Source organism: Sinomonas sp. (genome assembly GCF_051955515.1).
In the GTDB taxonomy this organism is placed as follows: domain Bacteria; phylum Actinomycetota; class Actinomycetes; order Actinomycetales; family Micrococcaceae; genus Sinomonas.
The window spans coordinates 1-25150 of the sequence record NZ_JBQCGQ010000067.1 but is presented as its reverse complement, the minus strand read 5'-3'; the positions used below and the strand labels follow the sequence as shown (position 1 = coordinate 25150).

At 67.8% G+C, this 25150-nt stretch carries 23 protein-coding genes and 1 pseudogene; 11 read left to right on the top strand and 13 right to left on the bottom strand.

All coding sequences use genetic code 11. The annotated features are described in order from the left end of the window. Positions 1–97 precede the first annotated feature (97 nt). Genes ACTHL9_RS03770 through ACTHL9_RS03750 form a run of 5 tightly spaced genes read right to left on the bottom strand, consistent with a single transcriptional unit; the run spans position 98 to position 6565 of the window. A complete protein-coding gene (locus ACTHL9_RS03770) occupies positions 98–1117 on the bottom strand; it encodes an alpha/beta hydrolase (RefSeq protein ID WP_440517421.1) in 1020 nt (339 codons plus the stop codon). 17 nt (positions 1118–1134) lie between these two features. Continuing rightward, complete coding sequence (locus tag ACTHL9_RS03765) at positions 1135–2736, bottom strand: bifunctional 3-(3-hydroxy-phenyl)propionate/3-hydroxycinnamic acid hydroxylase (RefSeq protein WP_440517419.1); 1602 nt, start codon at positions 2734–2736, stop codon at positions 1135–1137. 3 nt (positions 2737–2739) lie between these two features. Continuing rightward, on the bottom strand, positions 2740–3618 hold the full coding sequence (locus ACTHL9_RS03760; RefSeq protein ID WP_440517417.1) for a fumarylacetoacetate hydrolase family protein: 879 nt from the start codon (positions 3616–3618) through the stop codon (positions 2740–2742). A 55-nt stretch (positions 3619–3673) separates the two neighbouring features. After that, positions 3674–4567, bottom strand: coding sequence for a VOC family protein (locus ACTHL9_RS03755; protein ID WP_440517415.1), 894 nt, complete (start codon positions 4565–4567; stop codon positions 3674–3676). Between the two features lie 15 nt (positions 4568–4582). Beyond that, the gene (locus tag ACTHL9_RS03750; RefSeq protein ID WP_440517413.1) at positions 4583–6565 is read right to left on the bottom strand and encodes a flavin-containing monooxygenase; all 1983 of its coding nucleotides are present in this window, start codon (positions 6563–6565) and stop codon (positions 4583–4585) included. 120 nt (positions 6566–6685) lie between these two features. Here ACTHL9_RS03750 and ACTHL9_RS03745 point away from each other — a divergent pair, with 120 nt between their 5' ends. Next, positions 6686–7366: an IclR family transcriptional regulator gene (locus ACTHL9_RS03745; protein ID WP_440517411.1), complete on the top strand. Its 681-nt coding sequence runs from the start codon at positions 6686–6688 to the stop codon at positions 7364–7366. A gap of 15 nt (positions 7367–7381) precedes the next feature. On the opposite strand, the gene ACTHL9_RS03740 is transcribed toward ACTHL9_RS03745, so the two are convergent. Both ACTHL9_RS03740 and ACTHL9_RS03735 read right to left on the bottom strand, forming a co-directional pair. Continuing rightward, positions 7382–8095, bottom strand: coding sequence for an SDR family oxidoreductase (locus ACTHL9_RS03740; RefSeq protein ID WP_440517409.1), 714 nt, complete (start codon positions 8093–8095; stop codon positions 7382–7384). Further along, the gene (locus tag ACTHL9_RS03735) at positions 8095–8745 is read right to left on the bottom strand and encodes a TetR/AcrR family transcriptional regulator (protein WP_440517407.1); all 651 of its coding nucleotides are present in this window, start codon (positions 8743–8745) and stop codon (positions 8095–8097) included. Before ACTHL9_RS03735 ends, ACTHL9_RS03740 begins: the two co-directional genes overlap by 1 nt. 171 nt (positions 8746–8916) lie before the next feature. Here ACTHL9_RS03735 and ACTHL9_RS03730 point away from each other — a divergent pair, with 171 nt between their 5' ends. From ACTHL9_RS03730 to ACTHL9_RS03690, 9 genes are all read left to right on the top strand, one after another. Beyond that, positions 8917–10287: an MFS transporter gene (locus ACTHL9_RS03730; protein ID WP_440517405.1), complete on the top strand. Its 1371-nt coding sequence runs from the start codon at positions 8917–8919 to the stop codon at positions 10285–10287. Between the two features lie 100 nt (positions 10288–10387). Beyond that, entirely contained in the window at positions 10388–11329 is a 942-nt protein-coding gene (locus tag ACTHL9_RS03725) for a 3-carboxyethylcatechol 2,3-dioxygenase (protein ID WP_440517403.1), read from the top strand. Beyond that, entirely contained in the window at positions 11326–12231 is a 906-nt protein-coding gene (locus ACTHL9_RS03720; protein ID WP_440517401.1) for an alpha/beta fold hydrolase, read from the top strand. The genes ACTHL9_RS03725 and ACTHL9_RS03720 overlap by 4 nt, the downstream gene beginning before the upstream one ends. Continuing rightward, on the top strand, positions 12228–13031 hold the full coding sequence (locus tag ACTHL9_RS03715; protein ID WP_440517399.1) for a 2-keto-4-pentenoate hydratase: 804 nt from the start codon (positions 12228–12230) through the stop codon (positions 13029–13031). The genes ACTHL9_RS03720 and ACTHL9_RS03715 overlap by 4 nt, the downstream gene beginning before the upstream one ends. Positions 13032–13040: 9 nt before the next feature. After that, on the top strand, positions 13041–13520 hold the full coding sequence (locus ACTHL9_RS03710) for a nuclear transport factor 2 family protein (RefSeq protein ID WP_440517397.1): 480 nt from the start codon (positions 13041–13043) through the stop codon (positions 13518–13520). Continuing rightward, entirely contained in the window at positions 13517–14299 is a 783-nt protein-coding gene (locus ACTHL9_RS03705) for an HpcH/HpaI aldolase family protein (protein WP_440517395.1), read from the top strand. The genes ACTHL9_RS03710 and ACTHL9_RS03705 overlap by 4 nt, the downstream gene beginning before the upstream one ends. After that, positions 14275–15990, top strand: coding sequence for a bifunctional 3-(3-hydroxy-phenyl)propionate/3-hydroxycinnamic acid hydroxylase MhpA (gene mhpA / locus ACTHL9_RS03700; protein WP_440517394.1), 1716 nt, complete (start codon positions 14275–14277; stop codon positions 15988–15990). Before ACTHL9_RS03705 ends, mhpA begins: the two co-directional genes overlap by 25 nt. Positions 15991–16114: 124 nt before the next feature. Continuing rightward, positions 16115–17755, top strand: a complete 1641-nt coding sequence (locus ACTHL9_RS03695; protein WP_440517392.1) for a hypothetical protein — start codon at positions 16115–16117, stop codon at positions 17753–17755. Positions 17756–17965: 210 nt separating this feature from the next. Beyond that, positions 17966–18904, top strand: coding sequence for a 5'-3' exonuclease (locus tag ACTHL9_RS03690; RefSeq protein WP_440517391.1), 939 nt, complete (start codon positions 17966–17968; stop codon positions 18902–18904). Between the two features lie 70 nt (positions 18905–18974). Here ACTHL9_RS03690 and ACTHL9_RS03685 read toward each other — a convergent pair whose 3' ends face one another. The 3 genes from ACTHL9_RS03685 to ACTHL9_RS03675 are packed head-to-tail and all read right to left on the bottom strand — an operon-like array spanning position 18975 to position 21430. Continuing rightward, complete coding sequence (locus ACTHL9_RS03685) at positions 18975–19790, bottom strand: oxidoreductase (RefSeq protein ID WP_440517390.1); 816 nt, start codon at positions 19788–19790, stop codon at positions 18975–18977. 23 nt (positions 19791–19813) lie between these two features. Beyond that, positions 19814–20860: a hypothetical protein gene (locus ACTHL9_RS03680; protein ID WP_440517389.1), complete on the bottom strand. Its 1047-nt coding sequence runs from the start codon at positions 20858–20860 to the stop codon at positions 19814–19816. A 9-nt stretch (positions 20861–20869) separates the two neighbouring features. Then, a complete protein-coding gene (locus ACTHL9_RS03675; RefSeq protein ID WP_440517388.1) occupies positions 20870–21430 on the bottom strand; it encodes a PaaI family thioesterase in 561 nt (186 codons plus the stop codon). Between the two features lie 64 nt (positions 21431–21494). Between ACTHL9_RS03675 and ACTHL9_RS03670 the strand changes: the two genes are divergently transcribed. Next, positions 21495–21968: a winged helix-turn-helix transcriptional regulator gene (locus ACTHL9_RS03670; protein ID WP_440517387.1), complete on the top strand. Its 474-nt coding sequence runs from the start codon at positions 21495–21497 to the stop codon at positions 21966–21968. Positions 21969–22973: 1005 nt separating this feature from the next. Here ACTHL9_RS03670 and ACTHL9_RS03665 read toward each other — a convergent pair. From ACTHL9_RS03665 to ACTHL9_RS03655, 3 genes and pseudogenes are all read right to left on the bottom strand, one after another. After that, positions 22974–23272, bottom strand: a pseudogene (locus ACTHL9_RS03665) (histidine phosphatase family protein); the annotation flags it as partial. Positions 23273–23444: 172 nt separating this feature from the next. Further along, a complete protein-coding gene (locus tag ACTHL9_RS03660) occupies positions 23445–24341 on the bottom strand; it encodes an NAD(P)-dependent oxidoreductase (protein WP_440517386.1) in 897 nt (298 codons plus the stop codon). Further along, the coding region (locus ACTHL9_RS03655; protein WP_440517384.1) for a GntT/GntP/DsdX family permease at positions 24338–25150 on the bottom strand (813 nt) is incomplete at its 5' end. The genes ACTHL9_RS03655 and ACTHL9_RS03660, both read right to left, overlap by 4 nt.

Here is a 25150-nt window from a genome sequence, read left to right as displayed (position 1 = left end):
TGACCGGGCTGTCCGGCACCCAACAGCACTCCCGTTGCTCCGTCACGTTTGCAGGGTGTTCACCCCGCAAACGTGACGGCGCAACGCGCGAGGGCGGTCAGGGCACCTCGCGGCCCGCCGCGTGACCGCCCGATTCGCCGTGCCCGCCCTCGGACTCGAAGAACTGGTGAGCGTCGCCGCGGCGGGACTGTAGAAGCAGAGGTCTCCTTCCGGACATCCTCAGGAAGGCGGCAGCGGCTTCGAGCGTGCTGAGGGCAGCAGGCAGGACGTTCACGTTGGAGAGGAAGCCGTGCATCTGGCCCTTGGCGACGTGGCTGAGCACGGGGACCCCGGCAGCGGCCAACCCGTCCGCATAGGCCCGCCCTTCATCACGCAGGATGTCATATTCCGCCAAGATCACCATGGCTGGCGGAGCGCCTGCCAGGTTCACCGCGCGAAGCGGTGAAGCGCGGGGTTCGGACCGGCGGGCCGCTTCCGGAAGGTACCTGTTCCAGAAGTAGGCCATCGCCTCGCTGGTCAGCGTGAGCTGGTTGGACGGATCCTGATAGGACGGGTAGTCCATCGTGTGGTCCGTGACCGGGCAGCACAGGACTTGGGCAGCCAGCACGTCTGATCGGCAGAGGGCTGCTGCCGCCGCCAGATTGCCTCCCGCGCTCTCGCCCAGGACCGCGACTGGCGCTCCCGGGCAGCCCGTGAGCCTGTCGCGATGCGCCACTGCCCAGTCCACGGCCCTCACCGCGTCATCGACGGCAGCCGGGTAACGGTGCTCCGGAGCTTTCCGGTATTCGACCGCGACCACGGTCATCTCGGCGAGCTGCGCGAGGTGCCGGCTCATCGGCGTCACGGCGCTGACGTTGCCCAGGACCCAGCCTCCGCCGTGGAACACGAGGATCACTCCCCGGGTGGTGGGGGCAGGTTTGAACACCCGGACGACGACGGGCGCTGCCGAATCGATGAGAACGTCCTCCTCATGGCTCATCGTCGGGCCGTCCGCGAGGGCGGGGAGGTTGCGCAAGGCCCGTGCGCGCGCCTCGGCAAGCGGGATCTGGTGGAGGGGCGGGGCGTTCGTCGCGCGCATCGCCTCGAGCATCCGCTGGCTGGCAGCGTCAAGTGGCATGGGTACTCCCGGCAGGCTCAGACTCCCGCCCGCGCTGTCAGCAGGCGGGCGGGCCCCGAGCAGTACTTGGCCAAGTGGGTGAGAGTTACTGCCGAGGCGGTATCGGTGAACACTGCGGCCACGTAGCGGTCCGGGCGCACCAGAATGTGGGCGCCAACAGCAGCAGCGAAGGCGCCTGTCCGGTCGGACACCAGAGTCTCCACCGCCTGCTGGCGGTTGTCGCTCCCCTCGGGCAGGGCGATCACTCCGAGAGCGCCGTGGTCCGCCGGGGACAGGAGTGCCCAGCTGTTCCCGATCACCTCGTCCAGCCCGACGTCGACGCCGCTGCGCAGCCGAACCTGCGGCTGTGAGAGCGAGCGGCCGACGAGCTCCCGCGCCGCGGGCGGCAGCGCGGCGTCCGCGGGCACCACGCATCCCGCCCTGAAGTGCGGCTGTTTGAGGAATTTCATTCCGGTGAGCCACCGCTTCCAGGACGGCACGATGCCGACGGCGTTCACAGTCGTGTCGCGCAGGAGGTTGACCGTGGGGCTGGTGGACATCACGACCTGGCCGATTCGGTGGGAGAGCCGGACCGTATCGCGGGCGTGTGGGAGCCGCTCAGCCTCATACGTGTCTAGCAGCGCGTCGGTGCCACCGCCGCTGACGACGGCGGCGACTTTCCACGCGAGGTTGGCGGCGTCGCGCAGGCCCGCGTTGAGGCCCTGCCCGGCGAAGGGCGGCATGAGATGCGCGGCGTCCCCGGCCAGCAGCACATGTCCCGAGCGATAGCGTGCCGCGACACGCTGGTGCGCAACATAGACCGCTGCGCGGCGTACGTCGCCCAGGCTGATCGGGTGGAACGGTGCGACGAGCCGAGCGATCGACTCGTGGGAGAGGATTTCGGCTTCGTCGTCTCCCGGCAGCAGCATGAATTCGTAGCGACGACGGCCACCGGCACCGGGCACGACGACGACGGGGCGCCTGCCGTTGCAGTGGAACTCGGCGAAGCGCTCCGGCTCCCCCGGCACGTTCCGCAGGTCGACAACGACCCACTTCTCGACCTGGGTTGAGCCCTCGAGGCCGATGCCGAGCGCTCCGCGCGCGAAGCTGCGGCCGCCGTCGCACGCGATGACCCAGCGGGCGCTGAAGGAAGACGCGCCCTGCGGTCCGGTGACGGTGAGGGTCACTCCCTCGGGTCCGTCGGCGATCGAGGTTACTTCGTGCTTGAAGCGCAGCCGCGCATTAGTCCGCGCTGCCACGGCAGCGGCGAGTCGCGCCTCGAGATCGGGTTGGTCGAACTGGGACTTGCCGGGGTGCCCGAGCCGACTCGAGGCGGGCTTCACCTCGGCGATCAGCTGCCCCTTCCGCCCGAAGTAGCGAGCGCCGGTGTCGAGCAGCATCTCCGAGGAGGCTCCTTCGAGGACACCGAGCTGCTGCAGGATGCGCAGGCTCTCGTCGGTGATCGAGATCGCGCGAGGCTCGTCTCCGGTCGACGGGTGCTTCTCGAGCACGGTGACACGCACTCCGTAGTCCGCCAGCAGGGCCGCAGCGGCGAGCCCAGTCGGTCCGGCGCCGATGATGGCGACGTCGGTCCTGGACCCGTTGGGGAGGGCGCGGTCGTCGAAGGTGTGGAGCGGCATTCGTCAGCCCACCATGAGGCCTTCGGCGACCACCGTGTTGCTCAGGGTGCCGAGACTCAAGCCGCCGGGCCCTGAGATCTCGACCTCGACGACGTCGCCGGGCCCGAGCAGCGCGACGGGGTCGGAGAACAGGCCGACCCCGCCGGGTGTGCCTGTCACGATGATGTCTCCCGCCGAGAGCTTCGTGAAGGTGGTGACGTAGCTGATGATCGCGGGGATGTCGAAGACAAGATCGGCGAGGCTGGCGTCCTGGCGGATGTCGCCGTTCACGCGGGTCTGCAAGTGCAGCGCCGTGACGTCGCCAATGTCGGTGGCGGGCACGAGGTAGGGGCCGAAGGCACCGGTGTGCGGGAAGTTCTTGCCCGGACCCCACTGGCTTGCGGAGCGCTGCCAGTCGCGCGCAGACAGGTCGTTGTACGCCCCATAGCCCGCGACGACGTCGTAGGCGTCCTCGGGTGCGACCCGCCAGGCGTCGCGGCCGATCACGAGGGCCAGCTCCCCCTCGTAGTCGAACTGGCTGCTCACGGCCGGGTGCACGGCTGGCTGCAGGTGGCCCGTTTGACTGTCGGGGTACCGGAAGAAGATGGTGGGGGCCGATGGCTGAGCCTTGCCGGTCTCTTCCTGATGGGTTCGGTAGTTCACGCCGATGCAGATGATCTTGGCCGGGTCGGTGACGGCCGGCAGATAGCGGATGTCCGATTCCGGCGTTGCCGGTGCCTGCCGTGCGCTCGACTCCGTGATGGTGCCGAAGACGCCGGTTCGCACCGCGTCGCCCAGGGTGGGGGCGAGATCGGCGCCGGTGGGGCCGAGGTCGTAGGCGGTGCCGTCGACGGCAACCCCCCAGGTGGGTCCGCCGGTGGTGGTGAAGCTGAGGTATCTCATGGAATCCTGGTCTCTCTGATGGGTCGCAAGTCGTTCTGATGGACAGGAGGCTGGTTCAGCGCGGGATGGCGGCACTGAGGGGCGCGGGAGCGAGGCCGTGCATGCGGAAGGACTCGGGCCGGAAGTCGGACCACATGCTGTACCAGTTGTCCTCGGCGCCCCACAGCAAGGGCGGCCGCTCGTCGTCGTAGATCTGCTCGAGGTCGGCATAGATTTCGACGACGGCGCCCGAGGCTTCGACGTAGTAACAGGCAATGTTGTGGCCCGCGCCGTGGCGGACCGGGCCCCAGATGATCTCGCGGCCGGCGGCGCCGACTCTGTCGCACACCTTTGTCAGCTCGGTGGCGGACTGCACCTGCCACGCATGGTGGTGCAGGGTCCCAGGTCCCTTGATGAGCGCGATGCCGTGGTGGTCGCTGTTGCAGCGCAGGAAGTAGGCGAAGTCGTCGCCGATCACGTCGGAGAGGCGAAAGCCGAGCACGGTGACGAGGAAGTCCTTGAACGCGACGACGTCCTGGGGATGGAGGTTGAGGTGGCCGTACCTGTCCGGCCCAGAGGCGCCCCGTCCGAGCGGGTTCGTGACGCGCTCCATGCCGGTGTACACCTCGAAGACGTAACCTTCGGGGCCGAGGAAGGAGAAGGCTTCGGCCAGCCCTGGGCCTTGCGCGTCTCGCGAAAGGATCGGTAGGCCGCTCCCCTTGACACGGTCGTAGAGCTGGCGGAGGGCGCCCGGGCTTGACGCGACCAGGCCAATCCGGTCGACGCCGTTGCGGTCGCCGCCGTGGTAGCTCAGCTCATGGTGCACCTCGGCCGCAGCGAGGTATGCCGCCCCGTCGGTCCGGGTGTTCACATGCAGGCCCAGCAGCGTGGTGGCATCGGCTACGGATGCCTCGAGATCCGTGGTCTGGATGGACACGAAGCCCATCTGTGCGATCAGTCCCCAGGACATCGCTGTTCCCTTCGGTCAGTGGTGGGCTGTGAAGTCGCGGTCGAAGTCGACCTCGTGGGTGAGCTGCCAGTACTCGAGGTGGCTGAACGGCCAGATCTGGGATACACGGCCCCTGCGGTTCTTGTACCAAGTGCGCACCTGCGGCTGTCCCCACGCGCGGGTGGAGTTGGCGGCATCGACCTTCGTGACGAAGTCGTCGAGCGCGGGCTGCGTCACGGCGAAGCCCTTCACGCCTCGCAGCAGCGTCTGATGGATGGCCTCGACGGCGAATTCGACCGCGCATTCCATCATGAAGTGCTGGCTGCCGTGCACCACGTAGTTCGTATTCGGGCCCATGATCATGAACAGGTTCGGGTAGCCCGGGACCGAGATGCCACCCCATGCGCGGGCGTCGCCGTCCCAGTGCTCCTTGAGGGTCTCGCCGGTCGCACCCCTGACCTCCATGGGGTCGAGGAAGTCGGAGGCTTGGAACCCAGTCGCGTAGACGACGACGTCGAACTCGTGGAGCTCCCCGTCGTCGGTCGCGATCCCGTTCTCGGTGAAGTGGTCGATGCCGCTCGTGACGATCCGCGTATGGGGACGCTGCAGGGCCTCGGCCCAGACGCCGTTGTCGCGCAGCATCCGCTTGCCGCCCGGCGGGTAGCTTGGCACCACCGTGTCGAGGAGCTCGGGGTGGTCCTTCCATTGCTCCCTGATGACTTCGGTGAGGATCTGGCGCACCTTGAGGTTGACGGGTGAGACGGAGTCCTCGCGCTCCCAGCCGGGGTCCGCGATCACGGTGTGGGTGCGGCCGGTGGCGGATTGGAAGAAGCCGGAGAGGCGGAACCATTGCCCGTAGTAGGGGACGTGCTCGCACAGCCAGCTCAGTGCCGTGGGGGTGGCGTCATGGTAGTTCGGCGCCGGGACCATCCAGGGCCCCGAGCGCTGGAACACGGTCAGCTGCGCTACCCGGTCCGCGATGGCCGGGACGATCTGGTAGGCACTGGCGCCGGTGCCGATGACGGCGACCCGCCTGCCGTCCAGCTCCACCCCGTGGTCCCAGCGCGCCGAGTGCATCTGCACGCCGCGGAAGTCCCCGCGCCCGGGGTATTCGGGGATATTCGGGCGCTCGAGCTGGCCGACCGCCGAGATGACGGCGTTGAAGCGCTGGACGGACTCTGTGCCGCCCGATCGCGTCATGACCTCCCAGTCGCCGCGCTCCTCGTCCCACCGCAGCGCCGTGACCTCCGTGCCGAACACGACGTGCTTGCGCAGGCCGGCCCGCTCCACGATCTCGAGCGCGTACTCCTCGATCTCCTCTCCCCGGGCGTAGGCGCTGGGCCAGTCGGCACGCTGGGCGAAGGAGTAGCTGTAAGCAAAGGTCGGGGTGTCCAGGCGAACGCCTGGATACGTGTTGGCCCACCACACCCCGCCGACGTCGGGGTTCTTCTCGAAGGCCGTGAACGGCACGCCTGCTTGGCTCAACCGGTACATCGCGGCGATGCCGGACATGCCCGTGCCGATCACCGCGACCCTGAACTGCCGGCCCCGGGCGACCTCTTCGAAGGTCCAGTCCGGGGCGCCGAGCTTCTTCGGGGCGAGGTCGAGCTCGTGGGTCAACAGCTCGGCATCCGCATCTGCGGCGCCGTTGGTGAGGAAGTCGAGCAGGATGCGCGTCTCCGTCGGATCGAGGCGACGCGGTCTTGTGAGGTGCTCGTCCCGAACCTGCTTGAGGGCGGCGAGGGCCAGCTGGCGTGCCTCGGCCTGTGCCTTGGCGCTCAGGCCGCCCTGGGGGGCCGGAACGACGTCCGCTGGCGGGAACGGGGGCCGAAGCTCGGACCGAACGATCTGGAAATCTCCCGTGACGGCAGCGACCGCGACGAGCAGCGACGGCAGGTCCGCCTGGTCGACGATGCGCTGCAGGAACGCATCGTCCTCAGTGATCGGCTCGTACTCCTCGCGCCAGTAGACGTCGTCGACCGCCTCCGTGGGCGTGGTGGTCGAGGCAGGAATCGTCATTGAAGCCTCCGAGGATGTTGCTGTGCAAATAATGCACATAGAGAAACAGATTTGAGTAGATAATGGAGACATGCACGCATCATTGTCAAGCTACGCAAGGAGCGCAGATACGCTGTGGGCATGTCCGAGACTCCCCCCTCGGCCCCTCAGGGGTCGCAGACACTGGCGCGCGGAATTCAGGCTCTCAAGAACGTCGCGATGTCCAGCAACGGCCTCTCGATCCAGGAAGTGGCCGCCGGGTTGGGCATCCACCGCAGTGTCGCCTCGCGGCTGTTGCAGACCCTTTCGGAGGCCGGCCTGATCGCGCGAGGAGGCGATGGGCGGTATCGCGCGGGCGCGGGGCTGATCCCGTTGGCGCGCAACGGCGTCGCCGTCTTCCGCGAGGAAGTGCTGCCCGAGGTGAGGCGCCTCTCAGACAGGCTGGGCGCCACCGTCGCCCTGTTCGTCGAGCAGGCGGGGGCAGCCTACGCGCTGCTGGTCGAGACGCCCCGGTCGGCGGGCTTCCACCTCTCGCTCAGCGAGGGCGCCAGCTACCCCTTCGACCACGGCGCTGCCACCTGGGCGCTGCGTTCCCTCCACCCGGCACGACCGGACGACCCCGCCGTCCTGACCGAGGCGCGCTCGCGCGGCTGGGTGCGCACGGTCGGCGAGGTTGAGCCGGGAGCCTATGCCCTGGCCGTCCCGATCGGCTCGGATGGGCTGCGCCCGAATGCCTGTCTGGCGGTCATCACGCTGCGCGAGGAGATGCTCGACGGCGCGCTGGAACCGATGCTGGAGTCTGCGCGGAGGATCGCCGCGTGACCTTCGGCAGCCAAGTCAGACGGCGCGGGAGCTCCCGCCGTCGACGCGGATGTTCTGTCCCGTGATGTAGCTCGACTCGTCGCTCGCGAGGAAGCGGACCACGCGCGCGACCTCTGCCGTGCTCGCCGCACGGCGCAGCGGGATGCGAGAGGTCCACTCGTCGGGCACGGTGCTGGGGTCGGGCTTGGTGAAGCCGGGCAGGACGTTGTTCATGCGGATGCCCTGCGGGCCGTACTCGTCGGCGTAGAGCTTGGTGAAGGAGGCAAGGCCGGCGCGGATGGTTGCCGAGACCGGGTAGGCGGGGTTCGGCTCGAACGGCGAGCTCGTCGAAATATTGACGATCGATCCGCTCCCGGCCTCCCGCAGGTGCGGGGTGACAAGGCGCGCCATGCGGACCACGTTCAGCAGGCAGAGCTCCAGTCCGTCGAGCCAGTCCTGATCGGTCAGCTCGAGGATCCCGCCCTTGGCGGGGTGGCCGGTGCAATTGACGATGGCGTCAATGCGCCCGTAGGCGGACATGGCCAGGTCGACGATCGCCTGAAGGTCATCGGTTGAACGGTTCGAGCCGGCGAGGCCGAGGCCACCAAGCCTGCGCGCGAGGTCCGCGGCGCGCCCGGAGGGCGACATTGCGGCGATCCGAAAGCCGGACGCGGCAAGCTCCTCGACGCTCGCCGCGCCAATGCCGGAGCCGCCCCCGACGACGACGGCGACCTTCTCCAGGCCGGCCATCAGGATTCCTCCGTCGGCGTCTTCCTGGCACCGAGCTTTGCGTAGTGCTCGGTCAGCAGGTCGACGGCGAGGGTGGACAGCTCTGCGAGCTCGGCGAAGTCGACGTCATCGCCGGCCGAGGCCGAGACGTAGAACCCTTCCGTGAGCGCACGGCCGAAGGCAACGATCTTCCGCGCGAAATCCGGGTCCGCCTCGAGAGCCTCAGTGGGAAACTGGCCTCCTACCTGACCCAACGCGGTCTCGAACATGCGCCCGCGGATCTCGAGATACTTCTGGCGCGCTTCGTTGTCCTCGAGCCGCTTCTCAAGCGCGAAGATCAGGCCGATGATCCAGAAGGCATCCTTCGCATTGGCAGGATCCGTGCGTGGCGCGGACGCTCCACCGATCGACCTCCCCAGCAGCTCCCGCTGGCTCTGCCCGGCGACGGAATCGCGCCAGAGGCCGAAGCAGTAGTCGAGCAGGGCAACGAACAGCTTCTCCTTGTTCTCGAAGTGCCAGTACACGGAGCCGATCGGAAGCCCCGAGACGCGGGCCACCTCCGCCATCGTGGTGCCTTCATAGCCGGCGTCGACGGCCAGCGCCAGGACAGCGTCCAGGATCGCCTTCTCGTTCTCGGGCGTCGTGTGGTGGACGTTCTTGCGTCGCGCCATGCTCCCCTGCCTTTCCGGACCTGTTTTCGTCTCGAGACTCTTGACGCCTCTGTGATCCACGATATACCGTCTTAGCAATCCAGAACGCAGGTTCTAGAATTGGACCGCGGTATGGAGCTCCCCCAGCGGAAGAACTCATCCCCCTCGCGGTCTTGTGCAGAGAGGCACCCCATGAAGGTCACCGAATTGATCGCCGGCTCGAAGATGAGCCGGTTCCAGATCCTCGCCGTCGTCACCGCCATCGTGCTGACGGTCCTCGAGGGCTACGACTCCGCCATGATGGTGTTCGTGGCCCCCTATGTCACCAAGCAGTTCGCATCGTCTGCCAGCATGATCGGCTTGGTCCTCTCGGGCGCCCTGATCGGTATGGTCGTCGGTTCGGTCGTCGTCGCGCCCATTGCGGACAAGATCGGCCGCCGGCGCATCGCGATTGTGGGGACCGTCGTCGTCGCCATCGGAATGCTCGTCTCGCCCTTCGCCACCGACATGACCGGCATGCTGTGGGCACGGATCATTACCGGCCTCGGCGTCGGAGCGCTGATCTCCGTCGTAGGCGTCATCGCCGCCGAATACTCGAACCGGCGCGTGTACCCCGTTGTGATGGCCATCTATTCCGCCGCCATCAACATCGGAGCCGTGCTGGGCGCCATCATCATCGGGCCGCTGCTGCCTGTGCAGGGCTGGCGGTTCGCGTTCTGGGTTGGCGTCGCGCTCTCCGTCACCGCCTTCGTGCTCGCGGTCGCCCTCTTCCCCGAGTCGATCGCGTGGCTCGCCGCACGCCGGAAGCCGGGCTCGCTCGAGCGCCTCAACAGCACTCTTGCCCGGATGGGCCACGATCCGCTGCCCGGCCTGCCCGAGGAGCAGCTGCCGGCACGTGAGGGCAGCAGCGCGCTGCGCACTGTGTTCTCGAAGCAGCTCATCGGACAGACGGTACTGATGATCGTCGGTTACATTTCCTTCCTCGTGGTGTTCTACTTCGCCAACAGCTGGGCCCCGAACACCCTCGCCGCGGCGACGAAGAACCCTGCTCTCGCAGCTCCGACCACACTGTCGCTGGGCCTTGGCGGCATCATCGGCGCCCTGGTGTTCGGCTTCATCTCCACCCGCGTGAACCCGCGCATCCTCACCCCCCTCTTCCTCATCGTCGGCGCGACCGGCCTCGCGCTGTTCGGATTCATCGAGACCAACCTTCCGGCTTCGCTCATCGAGCTCTTCGTCGCCTCCTTCTTCTTCAGCGCTGGCGTGACGGGCTTCTACCAGATCATCCCCAAGCTGTACCCGACCCTGGCCCGGGCCACCGGCTACGGCATTGTGGCCGGCGCCGGCCGCATCGGCGGCATCGCCTCACCGATCCTCGCGGGCACGGCCTTCGACGCCCACATGCCGGTGCCGGCCGTGTTCGTGATCTTCGCACTGCCCCTGATCGTCTCCGCCCTGACCATCGTCGGGCTCAGCGCGCTCGAGTCTGCGCAGCGAAAGCGCACGACGACGGCGGAGGGCGCCTCCGAGGCAAGCGAGCCCCTCGCTTCCCCCACCACGTGACGACCTCCTTCCGGGCGTCCTGGGTCCGGCGACGCCCGGAAGGATTGTATCTTTGTCTAGAATAAAAATTCTAGAGACATAGTTCTGGAAAGGAAATCCCATGACACTAGCGGTGGCAGCCCTGTCCCACGCCCCCTCCTTCGGAAACGTCGACCCCGGCGGTCAGACGTTCGCCGAGATCGAGTCTGCGATTGACGAGGTCAAGGCCTTCGTGCAGGACTACGATCCCGAGGTCGTCATTGTCTTCGGCCCCGATCACTTCAACGGCCAGCTCTACTCGCTCATCACCCCGTGGGCGGTGGGCGCCCAAGCCGAGGGCGTCGGCGACTACAACACCACCGAAGGCCCCCTTCCGGTGGACAGCGACGCTGCTCGCGCCCTGCACGCCCATGTGCTGGAACAGGGCATCGAGATCGGGCGCTCGGAGCGCATGAAGGTCGACCACGGTGTCGTTCAGCCGCTCGACTTCGTGTTCGGCAAGGACTTCGCGCAGCCGATCGTCCCGGTGTTCGTGAATTCCCTCGGCATCCCGCTGACCCCCATGCGCCGCGTCCGCGAGATGGGTGAGGCCTTCGGCAAGGCGGCCCAGGCGCTGGACAAGCGGGTGCTCTTCGTCGCCTCCGGCGGCATTTCTCACAACCCGCCGATCCCCCGGTGGGAAGGGGCTCCCGGGACCATGCAGGAGCGCCTCATCGCCTACGTCCCCACGCGTGAGGAGCGCCTGGACCGCGAGCAGAAGATCGTGAGGGGCATCCAGGCGATCGCCGACGGGAAGGCCCCGAGCGATCCGTTGAACGAGGAGTGGGACCACCTGCTCCTGGACACGTTCCGCTCTGGGGACCTGAGTCCGGTGGACGGCTGGGCGAACGACTGGTTCATGGCTGAGGGCGGATCGGCGGCACATGAGATGCGGAGCTGGATCGCTGCCTACGCCGCGCTCTCCACGGCCGGGGTGTACCGCATTGCCGTTGACCACTACTGGGCGGTGAAGACCTGGGGCGCCGGCTTCGGCATCCAGGCCGCGATCACGGAGGCCTCGTGACCTCCCCGATCGACGCGCTCTCGCCCGCTGCCCAGGGCGTGGCGGAGCCGGTCACCTTCTGGGAAGCCGTCGCCGACCTCCCGCACCGGCTGGAGTACGTCCAGGTTGGCGACTGGCGAACCCGCGTGCTGCACGTCGGCCACGGCGAGCAGACCGTCGTGCTGCTCAACGGCACGAGCGGACACATCGAGGCGTTTACGCAGAACATCCGCGCGCTCGCGGCCCACTACCACGTCATCGGCTACGACTACCCCGGGCACGGCTTCACCACCCTGAGCGACCACGACCTCGAGATTCCCGAGTACGAAGCACACCTGTTGGCGCTGCTCGACGCCCTCGGCCTCGGCCGCGTCCACCTCATCGGAGAGTCTCTAGGAGGCTGGATCGCGATCAAGTTCGCCGCCCATCATCCCGAGCGCCTGCGCACCATCGTGCTGAGCGCGCCAGGAGGCCGCGTGGTGGGCGAGCAGCAGGTCGACCGGGCCCAGTCTGTCAGTGCGCAGGCGGTCTCCGACCCCAGCTACGACAACGTCAAGAAGCGACTCCAGGTCGTCATCCACGACGCGGAGAAAATCACCGACGAGCTGGTGAAGGTCCGTCAGGCCATCTACGCACGGCCAGGGTTCGAGGAATCCATGCGCCACATCTCCGTGCTGCGCCAACCCGAAACGCGCTGGCGCAACCGGGTCACCGTCGAGGACTACGCGGCGATCCCCGTGCCTGCGCTGCTGGTCTGGACGGACCACGAGCCGACCGGCGGCCCAGAAGTCGGCGAGCAGCTGGCCGCAGCCATCCCCGATGGCGAGTACCTGCTCGTGGCCGAAGCAGCCCACTGGCCGCAGTGGGAGGGCGCTGATGCCTTCAACGAGCACACCCTCGACTTCCTGAGGAGGAAAGGGTGACCAGCACAGCAAGCGAGCAGTCCATCGAGGAGATCGCCAACGAGATCTACCTCGCGCGCCGCGGGACCTACACGATCGACTTCGTCAGCCCCCGCCTGCCCGACCACGACCTCTCGTCCGCCTACCGGATCTCGGAGATCGTCGCCGCCCGCCGTGAGGCCGAACTCGGCGTGCAGCGCGCGGGCCGCAAGGTGGGCCTCACGAATCCGCTCGTGCAGCAGCGCGTCGGCGTCTTCGAGCCGGACTACGGGATCATCCACGACGACATGGTCTACCCCTCGGGCGTCAGACTGGCCCAGTCGCGCTTCAACTTCCTGCGCATCGAGGCGGAAGTCGCCTTCGCCTTGAAGGACGACATCCTCGATACCGAGCTCCAGGCCATCAGGGATGCGATCGACTACATCACACCAGCGTTCGAAATCGTCGACTTCCGCTTCCCCGGCAACGTCGGCGCGATCGTCGACACCATCGCCGACAACGCGGGTTGCGGCGGGCTGGTGCTCGGCGAGGAGCGGCACGCCTACGGCGGGGTCGACCTGACGACGGCGGAGATGGTCATCACGACCGCGCAAGGCGTCGAGATCACCCGCGGGATCGGCAGCAATGTGCTCGGCGACCCGATCAACGCGGTCAAGTGGCTCGCCGAGACGGCGATACGTATAGGGCAGCCTCTGCGCGCGGGCGAGCTGCTGCTCTCGGGCTCGATCGGCTATATCGAGCCGTGGCCGGCCGACGTCGAGTGCGTCGCCACCATCACAGGACTGGGCCGCGTCACGGCGACCCTCGACTCGAACAGCTAGGGACAGAGAATGACCGAGAGAACATATGGCGTCGACATTGAGACCAGGATCGAGATCGAGCAGCTCATCTCCGAACTGCTCTACCGCCTCGACCACAACCAGGCCGACACGACGTGGGAGCTCTACACCGAGGACGCCGTCACGGTAGGGCCGCTCGGCACCATGAATGGCCGCGACGCCATCAGGGCCTGGGGAGCCAAGCGCGCCCGGCAGACCGACGTCGTCGGACGCCATGTCATCGGCGGGATCCGCCTTGCTTGGGAGGGCGAGATCCTCGTCGGGACCGTCTCCTACCTGACCTTCCGCGATGCCGCCGAGGATGTGCTCAAGCCCGCGAGCGTCGGCGAGTTCCGCGAGCGGTATCGCAAGGTCGACGGCGGGTGGCGGTTCGCGCGCCGCGAGATCGTCCCGGTCTTCGGCGGGGCCAACGCGGCAGCGCACGCGAAGCGCCTCGCCGACGCCGAGGCCGTGCAGGCAGGGTCGAGATGAAGCGCGCTGCCGTGACATCCGCCGCGCACGCCCCCGCCCTTCTGCATCAGGCGCTCTCCTCGCAGGCCGCCGCTGAGTTCGTGCTGGCCTCCGGCTACGACGGCGTGATCGTGGACTTGCAGCACGGCGAGGTCGGACTGGAAGAAGCCTGCCGGATGCTTCGCGCCATCCCCCGCGAGCACAGCGAGTACGCCTATGCCCGCGTCGGCTCCATCGACGCCGCGGCGATCCTGCGCCTGCTGGACTCCGGTGCCCGCGGCATCATCGCCCCCACAGTGGAGACGGCCGAGCAGGCCTCCCAGCTCGTCGCTGCCACCAAGTACCCGCCGCTGGGCAACCGCAGCCTCGGCCCCTCGCGCCCCTCCCTCTACCCGGGCCAGGACTACACCGCGGCCGGCAACCGGGCCGTCTCGGCGGTGGTCCAGATCGAGACGCGTGCGGGCCTCGAGAATGCGGACGCGATCTTCGCGGTCGAGGGAATCGATTCGGTGTACATCGGCCCCGCCGATCTCGCCGTGAGCTACGGGCTCCCCGGCCGCGGCGACTGGGCCGACGGCCCCGTGCGCGACGCGATTGCCGAACTGTCAGGGAAGGCCCGCGACGCCGGCCTCACCCTGGGCATCTACTGCGCCTCCGCCGACTATGCGAAGGGACTCCTCGAGGACGGGCTGGTCGACTATGTGGGCCTCGGCATCGACCTCGTCTTTCTGAACACCATGGCACACTCCGCCATCAAGGCGCTAAGGAGCGAACAATGGGCTACGACACCGACGTCGTGATCATCGGGGCCGGCCCTGTGGGCCTGACCCTGGCCAACCTGCTCGGCCTGCGGGGAATCGACGTGCTCGTCCTCGAGGCGGGCCACGACTTGATCGACTACCCACGCGCGGTCGGCATCGATGACGAGGCCATGCGGGTCATGCAGGGCATCGGCCTCGTGGAGAAGGTTCTGCCGCACACCGTTCCCGACCAGCAGATCCGCATGATCAACGGCCGCGGCAAGGTGATCGGCGTCGTCGACCCGACAACCCGTGTGTTCGGCTGGCCGAGACGCAATGGCTTCGTGCAGCCTCTCGTCGACCGGGTGCTACTCGACGGCTTGGACCGGTTCGCGCATGTGAGGGTCCGGTTCGGGGTCCGGATGACGGAGCTGAGGCAGGACCACGACGGCGTGACCGTGCTGTGCCACACAGCCAGCGGCAAGGAGCGCGAGGTCCGCGCGCAATGGGCCGTCGCCGCGGACGGCGGAAGCTCAGGCACCCGGAAAGCTCTTGGCATCAGCTTCGAAGGCGAGACTCGCAAGACGCCCGGGCTGGTGATCGACGTCGCCAATGACCCGATCGGCACACCGCACGCCGTCTTCGGTGGCGACCCGAGGCGCGGGTGGGCTACGCTCTCGCTGCCGCACGGCATCCGGCGCTGGGAGTTCAACGTCCTCCCCGGGGAGGAAGAGCTTGCTGAAACCGACGCCTTCGTGTTCGGCCTCTTGGCCGATCACGTCCCCGACCCGAGCGCGCTGACCATCATTCGGCGACGCGTCTACACCTTCAATGCCCGCATCGCTGGGACGTTCCGCAAGGCTCGCGTGCTGCTCGCCGGCGATGCCGCCCATGTCATGCCCGTCGTCGCGGGCCAGGGCTGGAACTCCGGCATCCGCGACGCCGTCAATCTCGGCTGGAAGCTTGCCGCCGTCGTCGACGGTCGTGCCGACGCCAGCCTTCTGGACACCTACGATCAGGAGCGGCGCGACCACGTCGCTGCCATGATCGGCCTCTCCCTGAATATGTCGCGCCTCATGACGAACCGGAGCCGCCTGGCCTCGGCCGCACGGGATGTCAGCGCCGCGGTGATCTCGAAGCTGCCAAAGCTCAGGGCACAGGTCTCGTCGCAGGGCTTCAAGCCAATGCCGCAATACGAGCGCGGAGTCGTCGTCCCGTCATCGCTCCCGCGCTCGAAGTCGGTGCCGGTCTCCGCGGACTCGCCCTTGTCCGTCGGCACGCTGTTCCCGCAGCCGCGCGTGCGGACCGTTGACGGAGCCGAGAAGCTCCTCGACGACGCGACCGGCGCCGACTGGCGCGTCATCGTGTGGAACAACGACCCTGCCGCCCTGCTGTCCCCGTCCACCACGGAGCTGCTGCCCGTCCTCGGCGCCACTCTCGTGCACGTCGTGCCCGCCGCCCAGCTCCCGTGGGCGGCCGCGAAGGCAGCCGGCGGGGTGACCGTCGTCGGCGACCCCTCCGGCGAGCTCAAGCGCTGGTTCGACGCGCGGCCCTTCTCGGCCCTTGTGGTCAGGCCCGACCATGTGGTCGCCGCGGAGTGCCTCGCGCAGGAGCTCGACGCGACGCTGCAGAAGGTCCTCTCCGTCGCGCGGGCCATCCGCCCGTCCACCGCAGGCGTCCCAGAGGCGCCGGAGGTATCACGTCTGCGCGACCACGCCGCCGATGCCTTGGAGGCTGCACCCGTCGGCTGAGCTGAAAGGATCGCCTCGGAAGCGAAGCGAAAGATCAGCCAAGGATAGGCCGAGGTTCTCGGAGAAGCGGCGTCCGGCGGTGTGGGATGGAGGAGGAAGTGGTTTCGAGGAGGGGGTAAGAGGGGTGCCTGAAAGTCTCGCCCGCCCGGCCATCACCATGGAGCAGACCAGGGCACCGCTCTCCCCCGCCGTGCCCCCAAGGGTGGCCGAGACCGTTGGCGTTCTGGTGGCCATTGCGTTGGCACTGTTGGCTGTCGTGCACATCGATGCCACTGATCGTTCATGGATCCTGTACTACGACTCCGACTCGGTGCTGCCTGCACTTGTGCGAGGGTCAGTCGTCGCCGGGCAGCCACAGGACTGGTACCTCTCGGCTGTGCTCTTCATTCCGGAGATGGGGCTATATTTCGCGCTTGCCGCGCTCGGACTGGGGGTCAAAGGCACCTTCGCGCTCAACGCCGTCGTCAATCTCCTCCTGCTCTACGCCTCACTCAGGCTTCTGAGCGGCTACGTCCAGCGCAGGTGTCCGCGAACGCGTCGCATCGCCGGCGGACTCGCGGCCTTCGCCACGATGGTGTTCCTGACCCTCTTGGAGGACTCTCCCCGTGGAGACACCTTCGAGGTCGCTTCGCTGCTGGCCACCACCACCTACTACGGGATGACCGGACTTGCGTCGGTCGCTGCCACGGGACTGGCTGCCCGTCTGGCCGCTGACCCGTCAGGTGGAGGACGGCGTCGGCATCGGGGCACCCTGACGGCCCTGACCGCTGCCTCGACCCTGACCAACCCCCTCTACTTGGCGTGGGCAGCAGGACCACTCCTGCTGGTGCTCGCCCTTCTGGCTGGGCGGCGCATCATCAGCTGGGGCCGTTTCCTGCGGGAAGGCGTCTTCCTCGTGCTAGGCGGCGGCCTGGGGCTGGTGGCCAGGATCCCCTTCGAGCCCCTCGTGAGCAAGGACGGTCCGGCCTATGTCAAACCCGGCCTGGCCGCATGGGCTGCCCTCCGCTACCCCGTGAGCCTGGCCGACCGTACGTCGAGTGTCTCCGGCGCTGTGTCTCTCACCCTCGTCGTGGCACTGATCATCATCTGCGCGATGGTGTACCGCAGATCCCTCGCCTCGCGGGACGCCGCTACGGCGATCGTCTCCGGGATGGGCTGGGTCGCCCCTGTGGCCGCCGTCGTGGGTTCGATCGCTCTGGGTGCCTACACACCCCGGTATGTGCAGCCGCTGTTCATCGCGCCCGTCTGCGTGGTGGTGTTCGCTCCACGGCTCCTTCCCCACGGGTTCGCCTTCCTTCGAAGGCTTCCCCGCCGGACAGTCCAGGCGCTGGTGGCCGGCACTGCCGTAGCGCTTCTCGTCGCGTCGTCCGGTCTCGCGGGCGCCCTGAGCAGATCGGCCGCACTCGTGGACCCCGACATCCAGTGCGTGGATACGTGGATCACCGCAGCCCATCGGACGGGGGCCGGAGATTTCTTCAGCGCCCGAGGGCCCAAGGCCTATCTCGCCCAACCAGACCGCCTGATCCAAGTGGACAACTACTTCCGCGCCTACCCATGGCTCGCCGACCGCGCCGACTATTCCCGACCCGCGGTCTCCTTCGTGCTGACTGACTCCGCGACCGCGTCCGAGCACCCGCCCCTGACACTGCCGCCCGTCGCACGCACGGCGCCGTCGAGCACCATCCAATGCGGTCGGTACACGATCGAGGACTTCGGCACCGACATCCTCCCCATCGGGCCAGCCCCTGCACACCTCAACCAATAACGCCGATCGGCGAGGCCGAGATGGGTGCCTGATGGTGCTCCTGTAGGCAATCCATCATCACAGGCTGGGGCGGCACGTTGGACTTCCTTAGCCACGGCTTCGCCGGAAGGGACCACGTCATCGGCGGTGAATTCAGAACGCGCCGCGGCAGCAACCGACCAATGGCCTGATCCACGCGGTTCGGGAACGGTGGCCATGTCAGGATGGGCTATGACCGAGCGCCTCATGCTCCTCGACACTGCCTCGTTGTACTTCCGCGCCTTCCACGGGGTGCCCGAGACGATCCGGCGGGAGGACGGGACGCCGGTCAACGCAGTCCGCGGGCTGCTGGACATGATCTCCCGGCTCACCACGGACTTCGGCGCCACCCACCTCGTCGCGTGCTGGGACGACGACTGGCGCCCGCGCTGGCGCGTCGACCTCATTCCCTCCTATAAGGCCCATCGCGTCGAGCGGCATGTCGGGGCCGGCCCTGATGTCGAGGCCGTTCCCGCAGGTCTCGTCGCCCAGGTCCCGCTGATCCGCCACGTGCTGGGCCTCGCGGGGATCGCCGTCGTCGGCGCCCCGGAGCACGAGGCGGACGACGTCATCGGCAGCTATGCCGCGCATGCTGCGCTACCCGTCGATGTCGTGACCGGTGACCGCGACCTCTTCCAGGTGGTCGACGACGCCCGCGACGTGCGGGTCGTCTACACCGCCCGGGGCATGAAAAACCTCGAGACCGTCACCGACGCTGTCGTAGTCAGCAAGTACCGCGTGCTGCCCGAGCAGTACGCCGACTACGCAGTGCTCCGCGGCGACGCCTCGGACGGCCTCCCCGGCGTTGCCGGCATCGGCGAGAAGTCTGCAGCTACCCTGCTCGCGCGCTTCGGCACGCTCGAGGGCCTCCTCGAGGCGGCCGAGGATCCCGACAGCGAGCTGGCGGCCCCGATGCGGGCCAGGCTCACCGCAGCCGCCGACTACCTCCAAGTGGCGCCCGCCGTCGTGAATGTGGCCCGCGACCTGGACCTCCCCACGCTCGACGCCGCCGGGGCACGGCTGCGAGCGGTCGACGACGGCCCCCGCCTCGAACTCGAACGCCTCGCCTCGGCGTGGAACCTCGGCGGCTCGGTCAAGCGCCTGCTCGCGGCGCTCGACCGGCACGGCTGACCGTCCCCGCCCCCGTAACCTCTGACGACCTGTGCGGGTACCTCTGGGCCTCCGCGAGGCGAACGGGGCTTCACTGCGGCAGACGGTTCAGCTTTCGGATCTGCCTGTCGAAGGCGGAGTGTGGCACGTAGCGGCGCATCAAGCTGATCGGCGCGACCCGCTTTCCCGCTCCATATCGGAGCTTGGGCGTGGGGTCTTGCGCCGCCCGAACAATCGAGGCGGCGACAACGGACGGGGCATCGCCACGCTCAAGGGCATCGCCCACGTACTCGGCGAAGATCTTCCGCTGGGCAGCATAAGCAGGCTTCGGTTGGTCAGCGTCGAGTGCATTCGCCTCGAATCCGGTGTTGGTCCACGCTGGCTCGACCATCACTGCGCGGATACCGTGCTCGCGCACCTCGTGGTCGAGGGACTCGGTCCACCCTTCGATCGCCCATTTCGTCGACGCGTAAGCCGCCATGTAGGGCTGGGGGACGAGACCCAGGACTGAAGAGATGTTCACGATGCGGCCTGAAGCCCGGGCGCGCATGTGCGGGAGGACGGCTTTGGTCGTGCGCATGACGCCGAAGACGTTGACTTCGAACAGGCGGCGGTCGAGATCGACAGAGCTATCCTCGGCCGCCCCCGACGCGCCGATGCCGGCGTTGTTCACGAGCACATCTATCCTGCCGAAGCGCTCCACCACCTGCCCCACGGCCGCGGCGACGGACACCTCGCTGGTGACGTCGAGGTCGATCAGCGCCACGCCGCCGTCGGCCCTGAGCCCGGCGGCGCTGCGGCTTGTGCCCACGACCTCGAAGCCGGCGTCGAGCAGAGCGCTGGCGGCGGCCGCGCCGATGCCGGATGAAGCGCCGGTGACAACCGCGACTCGCTTGGCTGTGCTCATGGAATGCTCCCGTTCGGATCGGATCATGACGGCTTCATCTCCGAGAGAAGCCGTCCTGGACGCAGCCTGGAGCGGCGGAAGGCCTCCCTCGCCCAGACCAGGGCCGCGCACAGGAGCACCCACAGGCTGAGAGTCAGCAGCGCGGGCGCGACATGGGCTCCCCCGAAGTAGCTCAGATCGGTGATTGCACGCACCGCTGCTCCGGGCGGAAGCGCCGCGGAGACCGCCTGGGCGCCCACGGGGAGCAGGTCCTCGCCAATCGTGGCGCCACTGGTCGAGTTGCCGACGGTCAGCAGCAGCAGGGTTGCCATCGGTACGCCCACGGCCCCGAAGAAGGATCCCAGGAGATTGGTGGCGAAGGCTGCCGCTGCGGCGAGCAGCGCCAGCGTGAGCGCCAGAGGGGCGAACGGCGCTGGGACTGCGCCAAGCATCGGACCTGCCAGAATCGCCCCGACCAGTCCGACTGCCGTCGAGGAGGCGGCAATCACCGTGAAGCGGTGCCGCAGCCGAAGACGTGAGGACAGGACCAGGATGTTCTGGGCGAGGACGAAGCCTGCCAGGGTGACGCCGAAGGCGAGGTAGAAGCCCGCCAAGCCGCGGGCGTCGTAGGCGGCGAGGGGAACGTCGTCGGCAATTCGGAGGTCTTGTCCGGCGCGGTGGGCATAGGCAGTGAGGAGGTTCTCCGCAGCGGTTGTGGTGGAGAGGCCGTTCGCGCCCGCCACGTGGAGCGCGAGTCGGCCCGGGGCTTCCTGGGCCAGGACGGCGACGACGTCACGGTCCTCCAGGGCAGTGTGTGCCGCAGCGGCGGAAGCTGAGGGCACGGTGGCGACGGCGTCGCCGAGCGCGTTCTGGACCTGCTCGGAGAGGTTGCTCCCCACCACGGCGACAGGCAGATGGTGCGGGGTGGGGTCTCGCTGCAGTCCGATGTAACAGGTGATGAAGGCGGACGCCAGGACGAGGGCGATAAGGGCGGGCTGGAGCCAGACGCCCGGCGGCGTTCGGGCCTTCAGCTCCGCCGTAGCATCGCTGGCGGCTTCGCGATGGGGATTGGATGCCTCGATGGTGTGCATGGTCTTCCTTCATGCTGGGGCGGTGGTCGTCGAAGGGGCGGGCAAGCCGCTATCTGGGGACACGGGAAAGATGAGACAGCTGCTGGTGGCATGGGCCAGAAGTCGGTCGCGGGCGTCGAGGAGTTCGGCCTGGGCGAGTGCCGTCCGTCGACCGTGTCTGAGCACGGCGCCAATAGCACGGATTTTGCCGGTGTGCACCGTGATGGGGCGCAGGAACTTCACGTTCAGGTCGAGGGAGGTGTAGCCCGTGTTCGCCGGCAGAAGGGACTGGACCGCCGAGCCTGCGGCGGAGTCCAACAGCGTTGCGTAGACGCCCCCGTGGACTCCGCCGATCGGGTTGTAATGGGCCTCCCCCGGTTCCAGTGCAAAGGTCGCGTGCCCTGGGGCCACCTCTTCAAGGGTGAAGCCAAGGGCGGCCGCGAGCGGTGGCTCCGGCAAGCGGCCGGCAAGCAGCTCCTGGAGGAACTCCAGCCCGCTCAGTCGCCCGACGGCACCAGCGGATATGGCAGGGTCCTGCCACGCATAGCTCCGCGTCCTGCTCGCGCGGAGCATCGCCTCAGCTGGCTTCATATTGCATAGTTAGCCATAGGTCGAGGCTGGCTGTCAATTGTGAAGCCAGCATAGAATGGTTGCCATGACCTGGTTGGAGACGAGCACCGAGAACTGCACGGTACAGCGCACCCTCGAGCTGATCGGCGAGAAGTGGTCGCTGCTGATCCTGCGAGACGCCGTGAACGGTGTGCGGCGCTTCGACGATTTCCGCCGGCATGTCGGGCTATCCGACGCCGTGCTCGCGGACCGCCTGCGCAAGCTCGTGGCCGCCGGCATCTTCGAGGCTGAGCCGTATCGAGCGCCGGGCGCGCGTACCCGCTACGAGTACGTGCTGACGGAGAAGGGCTGGGACCTGTGGCCCGTGCTGATCGCCCTGAAGCAATGGGGCGACCGGCATGCGGCCGATCCCGAAGGCGCACCGTGGGAGGTCCGCCATCGCGACTGCGGCGAAGAGGTCAGGATGATGGCGTACTGCGAGGCTGGCCACGGGCCCATATCACCTCAGCAGGCTCAGGGACAGCCCGGGCCCGCAGCGCGCACCGTTCTTACCTCCTGACCCACTGGGGATTCAGACGGTGGATCCCCGGTCACCGCTGGCATCATGCTTCCCTGCCCCCAAGAACAGGCGACGGCCCAGGGGTCCACAAGCCTGTCTGTGGGGAGTGTCTTTGGTCCATCTAAGTTCTCGTCCGCTCCGGTTTCAGGCAAATTCGTTTTTGAAGTTTTGGCTTGGCCCGGCACACCGAGGTTTACGGTTCTACGCCGTTGAGACCCTCATGCGACTGAACTCGCCGTGCCCGGACGTGAGGGTCCGGATCATACGAATCTCCAGATGTCGTCGTCGACGAGAAGACCCTGTGGGACGGGTCCCAGACCGGCAAGCCCGGCCTGTTCCCCACCACGGTGCTGATCGTGAACAAGAAGTTTGCCGCCGACCACCCGCAGATCTCCGTTGGGCGCTCTTGCTGAGGTGGGGCGATATATGCGGCGAAGTGCGACGCCCGGCCCATCTCCTGTTCAGCGGCGTGGCCATCTGGCTGTGTATGGCCCTCGACTAGGACGCGGGATCGTCTTCCCAAACACCAGCCTCCTCCGCCTCGATCGCAGCCACAGCCCGCGCGCTCAGCGGGACCGAGATCGGGGCCGAGATCCCTCGCTCGTTGGGCGACCCGCTCGGAAGCGGGCCGGTACACGGCGTAGGCGCGCACCTGGGGTTCACCGGTGACCGGGTCGCGCCCCATCCCGCTTGAGCGTCGTCTGCAAGACGCGTGGCGATCCGTTCGCTGGCTGAAGATTCCCTTCGGACAGATCATCCCAGGAGCCTGCTGCCTGTCTCGCGGCCGCTCCGAACGTGTCGGAGATCCCGGCCCGTCTGTTTCGACGTTCTCCTCGAAGTACTGGCGGTAGTCCATGTGGTTGGCGGGGCCCGAGCCACGCCCGGCGCCGCCTTACTGGACGGGGCAACGGCCCTCGGCGCTGGTGCCGGAAAGCTCACACTGGCAGTTCCCGAGCCGAACCGCGCTCTGACGCCACCACTCCCAGTTGTACGGCCACCGGTTTCGCTGGCAACCAAGTCCAGCAGTTCCCCTTCGGTGAGGCCTACCAGCACATACCGGAACGGCATGATCACGGCGCGGCACACCGGCATCACCAAGTGTCCCGTATCCAAGATGTTCAGCTCCGCAAAGACGGATTGCAGCCCTAGTGCCTCGTCCGCCCACGATTCCCCTCCCGCCGGACGGTAGTACCGTTTGCCCAGCCAGTCCCGGCGCTGGGGACCACCTCGGGATAGCGATTCTGCACCCCCAACCCGCTGAGCCGGTCCAGGATGCCAAGTTCGCGATCGCACAGCCGCTCGTACCTCGAAATCTGGACTTTGCCGCAACGGTCGAGGTACGAGGATTGTGGAGCAGGACCTGAGCCGACGCCTCTGAGCGCTGTGGCTTCAGTAGCTCTAGAGTCCCCGGACGCGCTATTGCAGCAATTCACCCGGTGATGGCTCCGATGTGTCCCCAGCTCGGTCCCTCAACCGTCACTTCGGGTGCGGATGTTTGGCGAGGGTGAGTTCGATGGCTGAGTGGTCGAGGTCGCCGAGCCCTTCGGAGATCATCTGTTCGAACGCCTGCTTGAGCGTGAGGGACACGGGCAGGGTCAGGCCCTTCGCCATGGCGGTGTCGGCGGCGAAGCGCAAGTCCTTGAGCTGGTTGGCCGCGCTGCCGCCGCCGCTAAAGTCCCTCTCCAGCCAGCGGTCGCGCTTCTGGCGGAGCACCTCCGAGTCGGCTAGCCCGCCGGCGAGTATCCGGAGCAGCTGGGCCCTGTCGAGGCCGCAGGCGTCGGCCAGGACGAGGGATTCGGAAATCGCCGCGACGGTGCTGGCGACGACGACCTGGTTGCAGGCCTTGGCGATTTCGCCAGCCCCGGGCGGGCCGAAGTGCACGACTGTGGAGCCAACCGTTCTCAGGACGGGCATGGCCTTCGCCACGGCCCAGCCCTCTCCGCCGACCATCACGCTCAGGGCGCCGCTCTCCGCCCCCGCCACCCCGCCGCTGAGCGGGGCATCGACCACGCCGATGCCCTCATGTGCGAGCTCCTCGGCCAGGGAGGCGATCCCTGTCGGGGAGACGGTCCCGTGGACGACGAGGATCGGCCGGCGGACGTTCGCCGCCTGCCAGCCGGCCAGCAGGCCGTCCTCGCCGCTCAGGACCTCCTTGACGTCGGAGAGATCGGTGAGGACGGTGAGGGTGATGTCCGAGGCGGCGCCAGCGGGGGTCGGCGCCACCCGCGCGCCCAGGGCTGCCAGCGCGTCGGCCTTCGAGACGGTGCGGTTCCACACGGTGAGACGCCCTCCCGAGGCGAGGAGCCGTTCGGCGATGGGCATGCCCATTCGCCCCAAGCCGAGAAGGGAAACGGCTGCATTTGTCTCGTTCACTGGATGCTCAAGCCCATCATCGTCGGCAGGACCGTGCTGAACCACGGCACGAGGGCAAGCAGGAGCACGCCGGCGAAGAGCACGCACAGGTAGGGCAGGAAGTGCCGGGTGCTCCGCTCGACGGTCTCTCGGCCGGTCGCCGCGGCGACGTAGAAGCCGATGCCAGCTGGCGGGGCGAATGAGCCGATCCCCATGGCCATCACGAGGACCATTGAGTACTGCACGGGGTTGATGCCGAATTGGACGGCGATGGGAAGCAGGAGCGGGGCGAAGATCAGCACCGCTGGCATCCCTTCGAGCAGTTGGCCCATGATGATCAGGATCACGATGCTGACGATCATGAACAGGAAGGTGGAGCCGGACAGGCCCGACATGGCGTCGGCGATCGCGGCGGAGACTCCGGCCGACGCCAGTGTCTGAGCGAAGGGCGCGGCCGCGGCGATGATGAACAGGACCATCCCAGCGGTGGTGACAGTCTCGCGCAGGGACTCCCAGGAGAGGCGGAGGCGCCCGGAGCGGGAGATGCACGCGAGGACGAAGGCATAGGCCACGGCCAGTGCTGAGACCTCGGTGGGGGTGGCAATACCCGTGACGATGCCGGCGACGAGCCCGACCGGGAGGATCAGAGTGGGGAGCGCCAGGGCGACGGACCGACCCTTCTCCCCCAGCGAGGTGCGGGCTGCACGTGCCGTTCCGCGGGAGCGGAAGAAGACCAGGATCATCACGCATGCCCCGAGCACGGCCGCCGGGACCAGCCCGGCCATGAACAGCGTCGTGGTCGAGAGGGAAGTGATGGATCCGAGGATGAG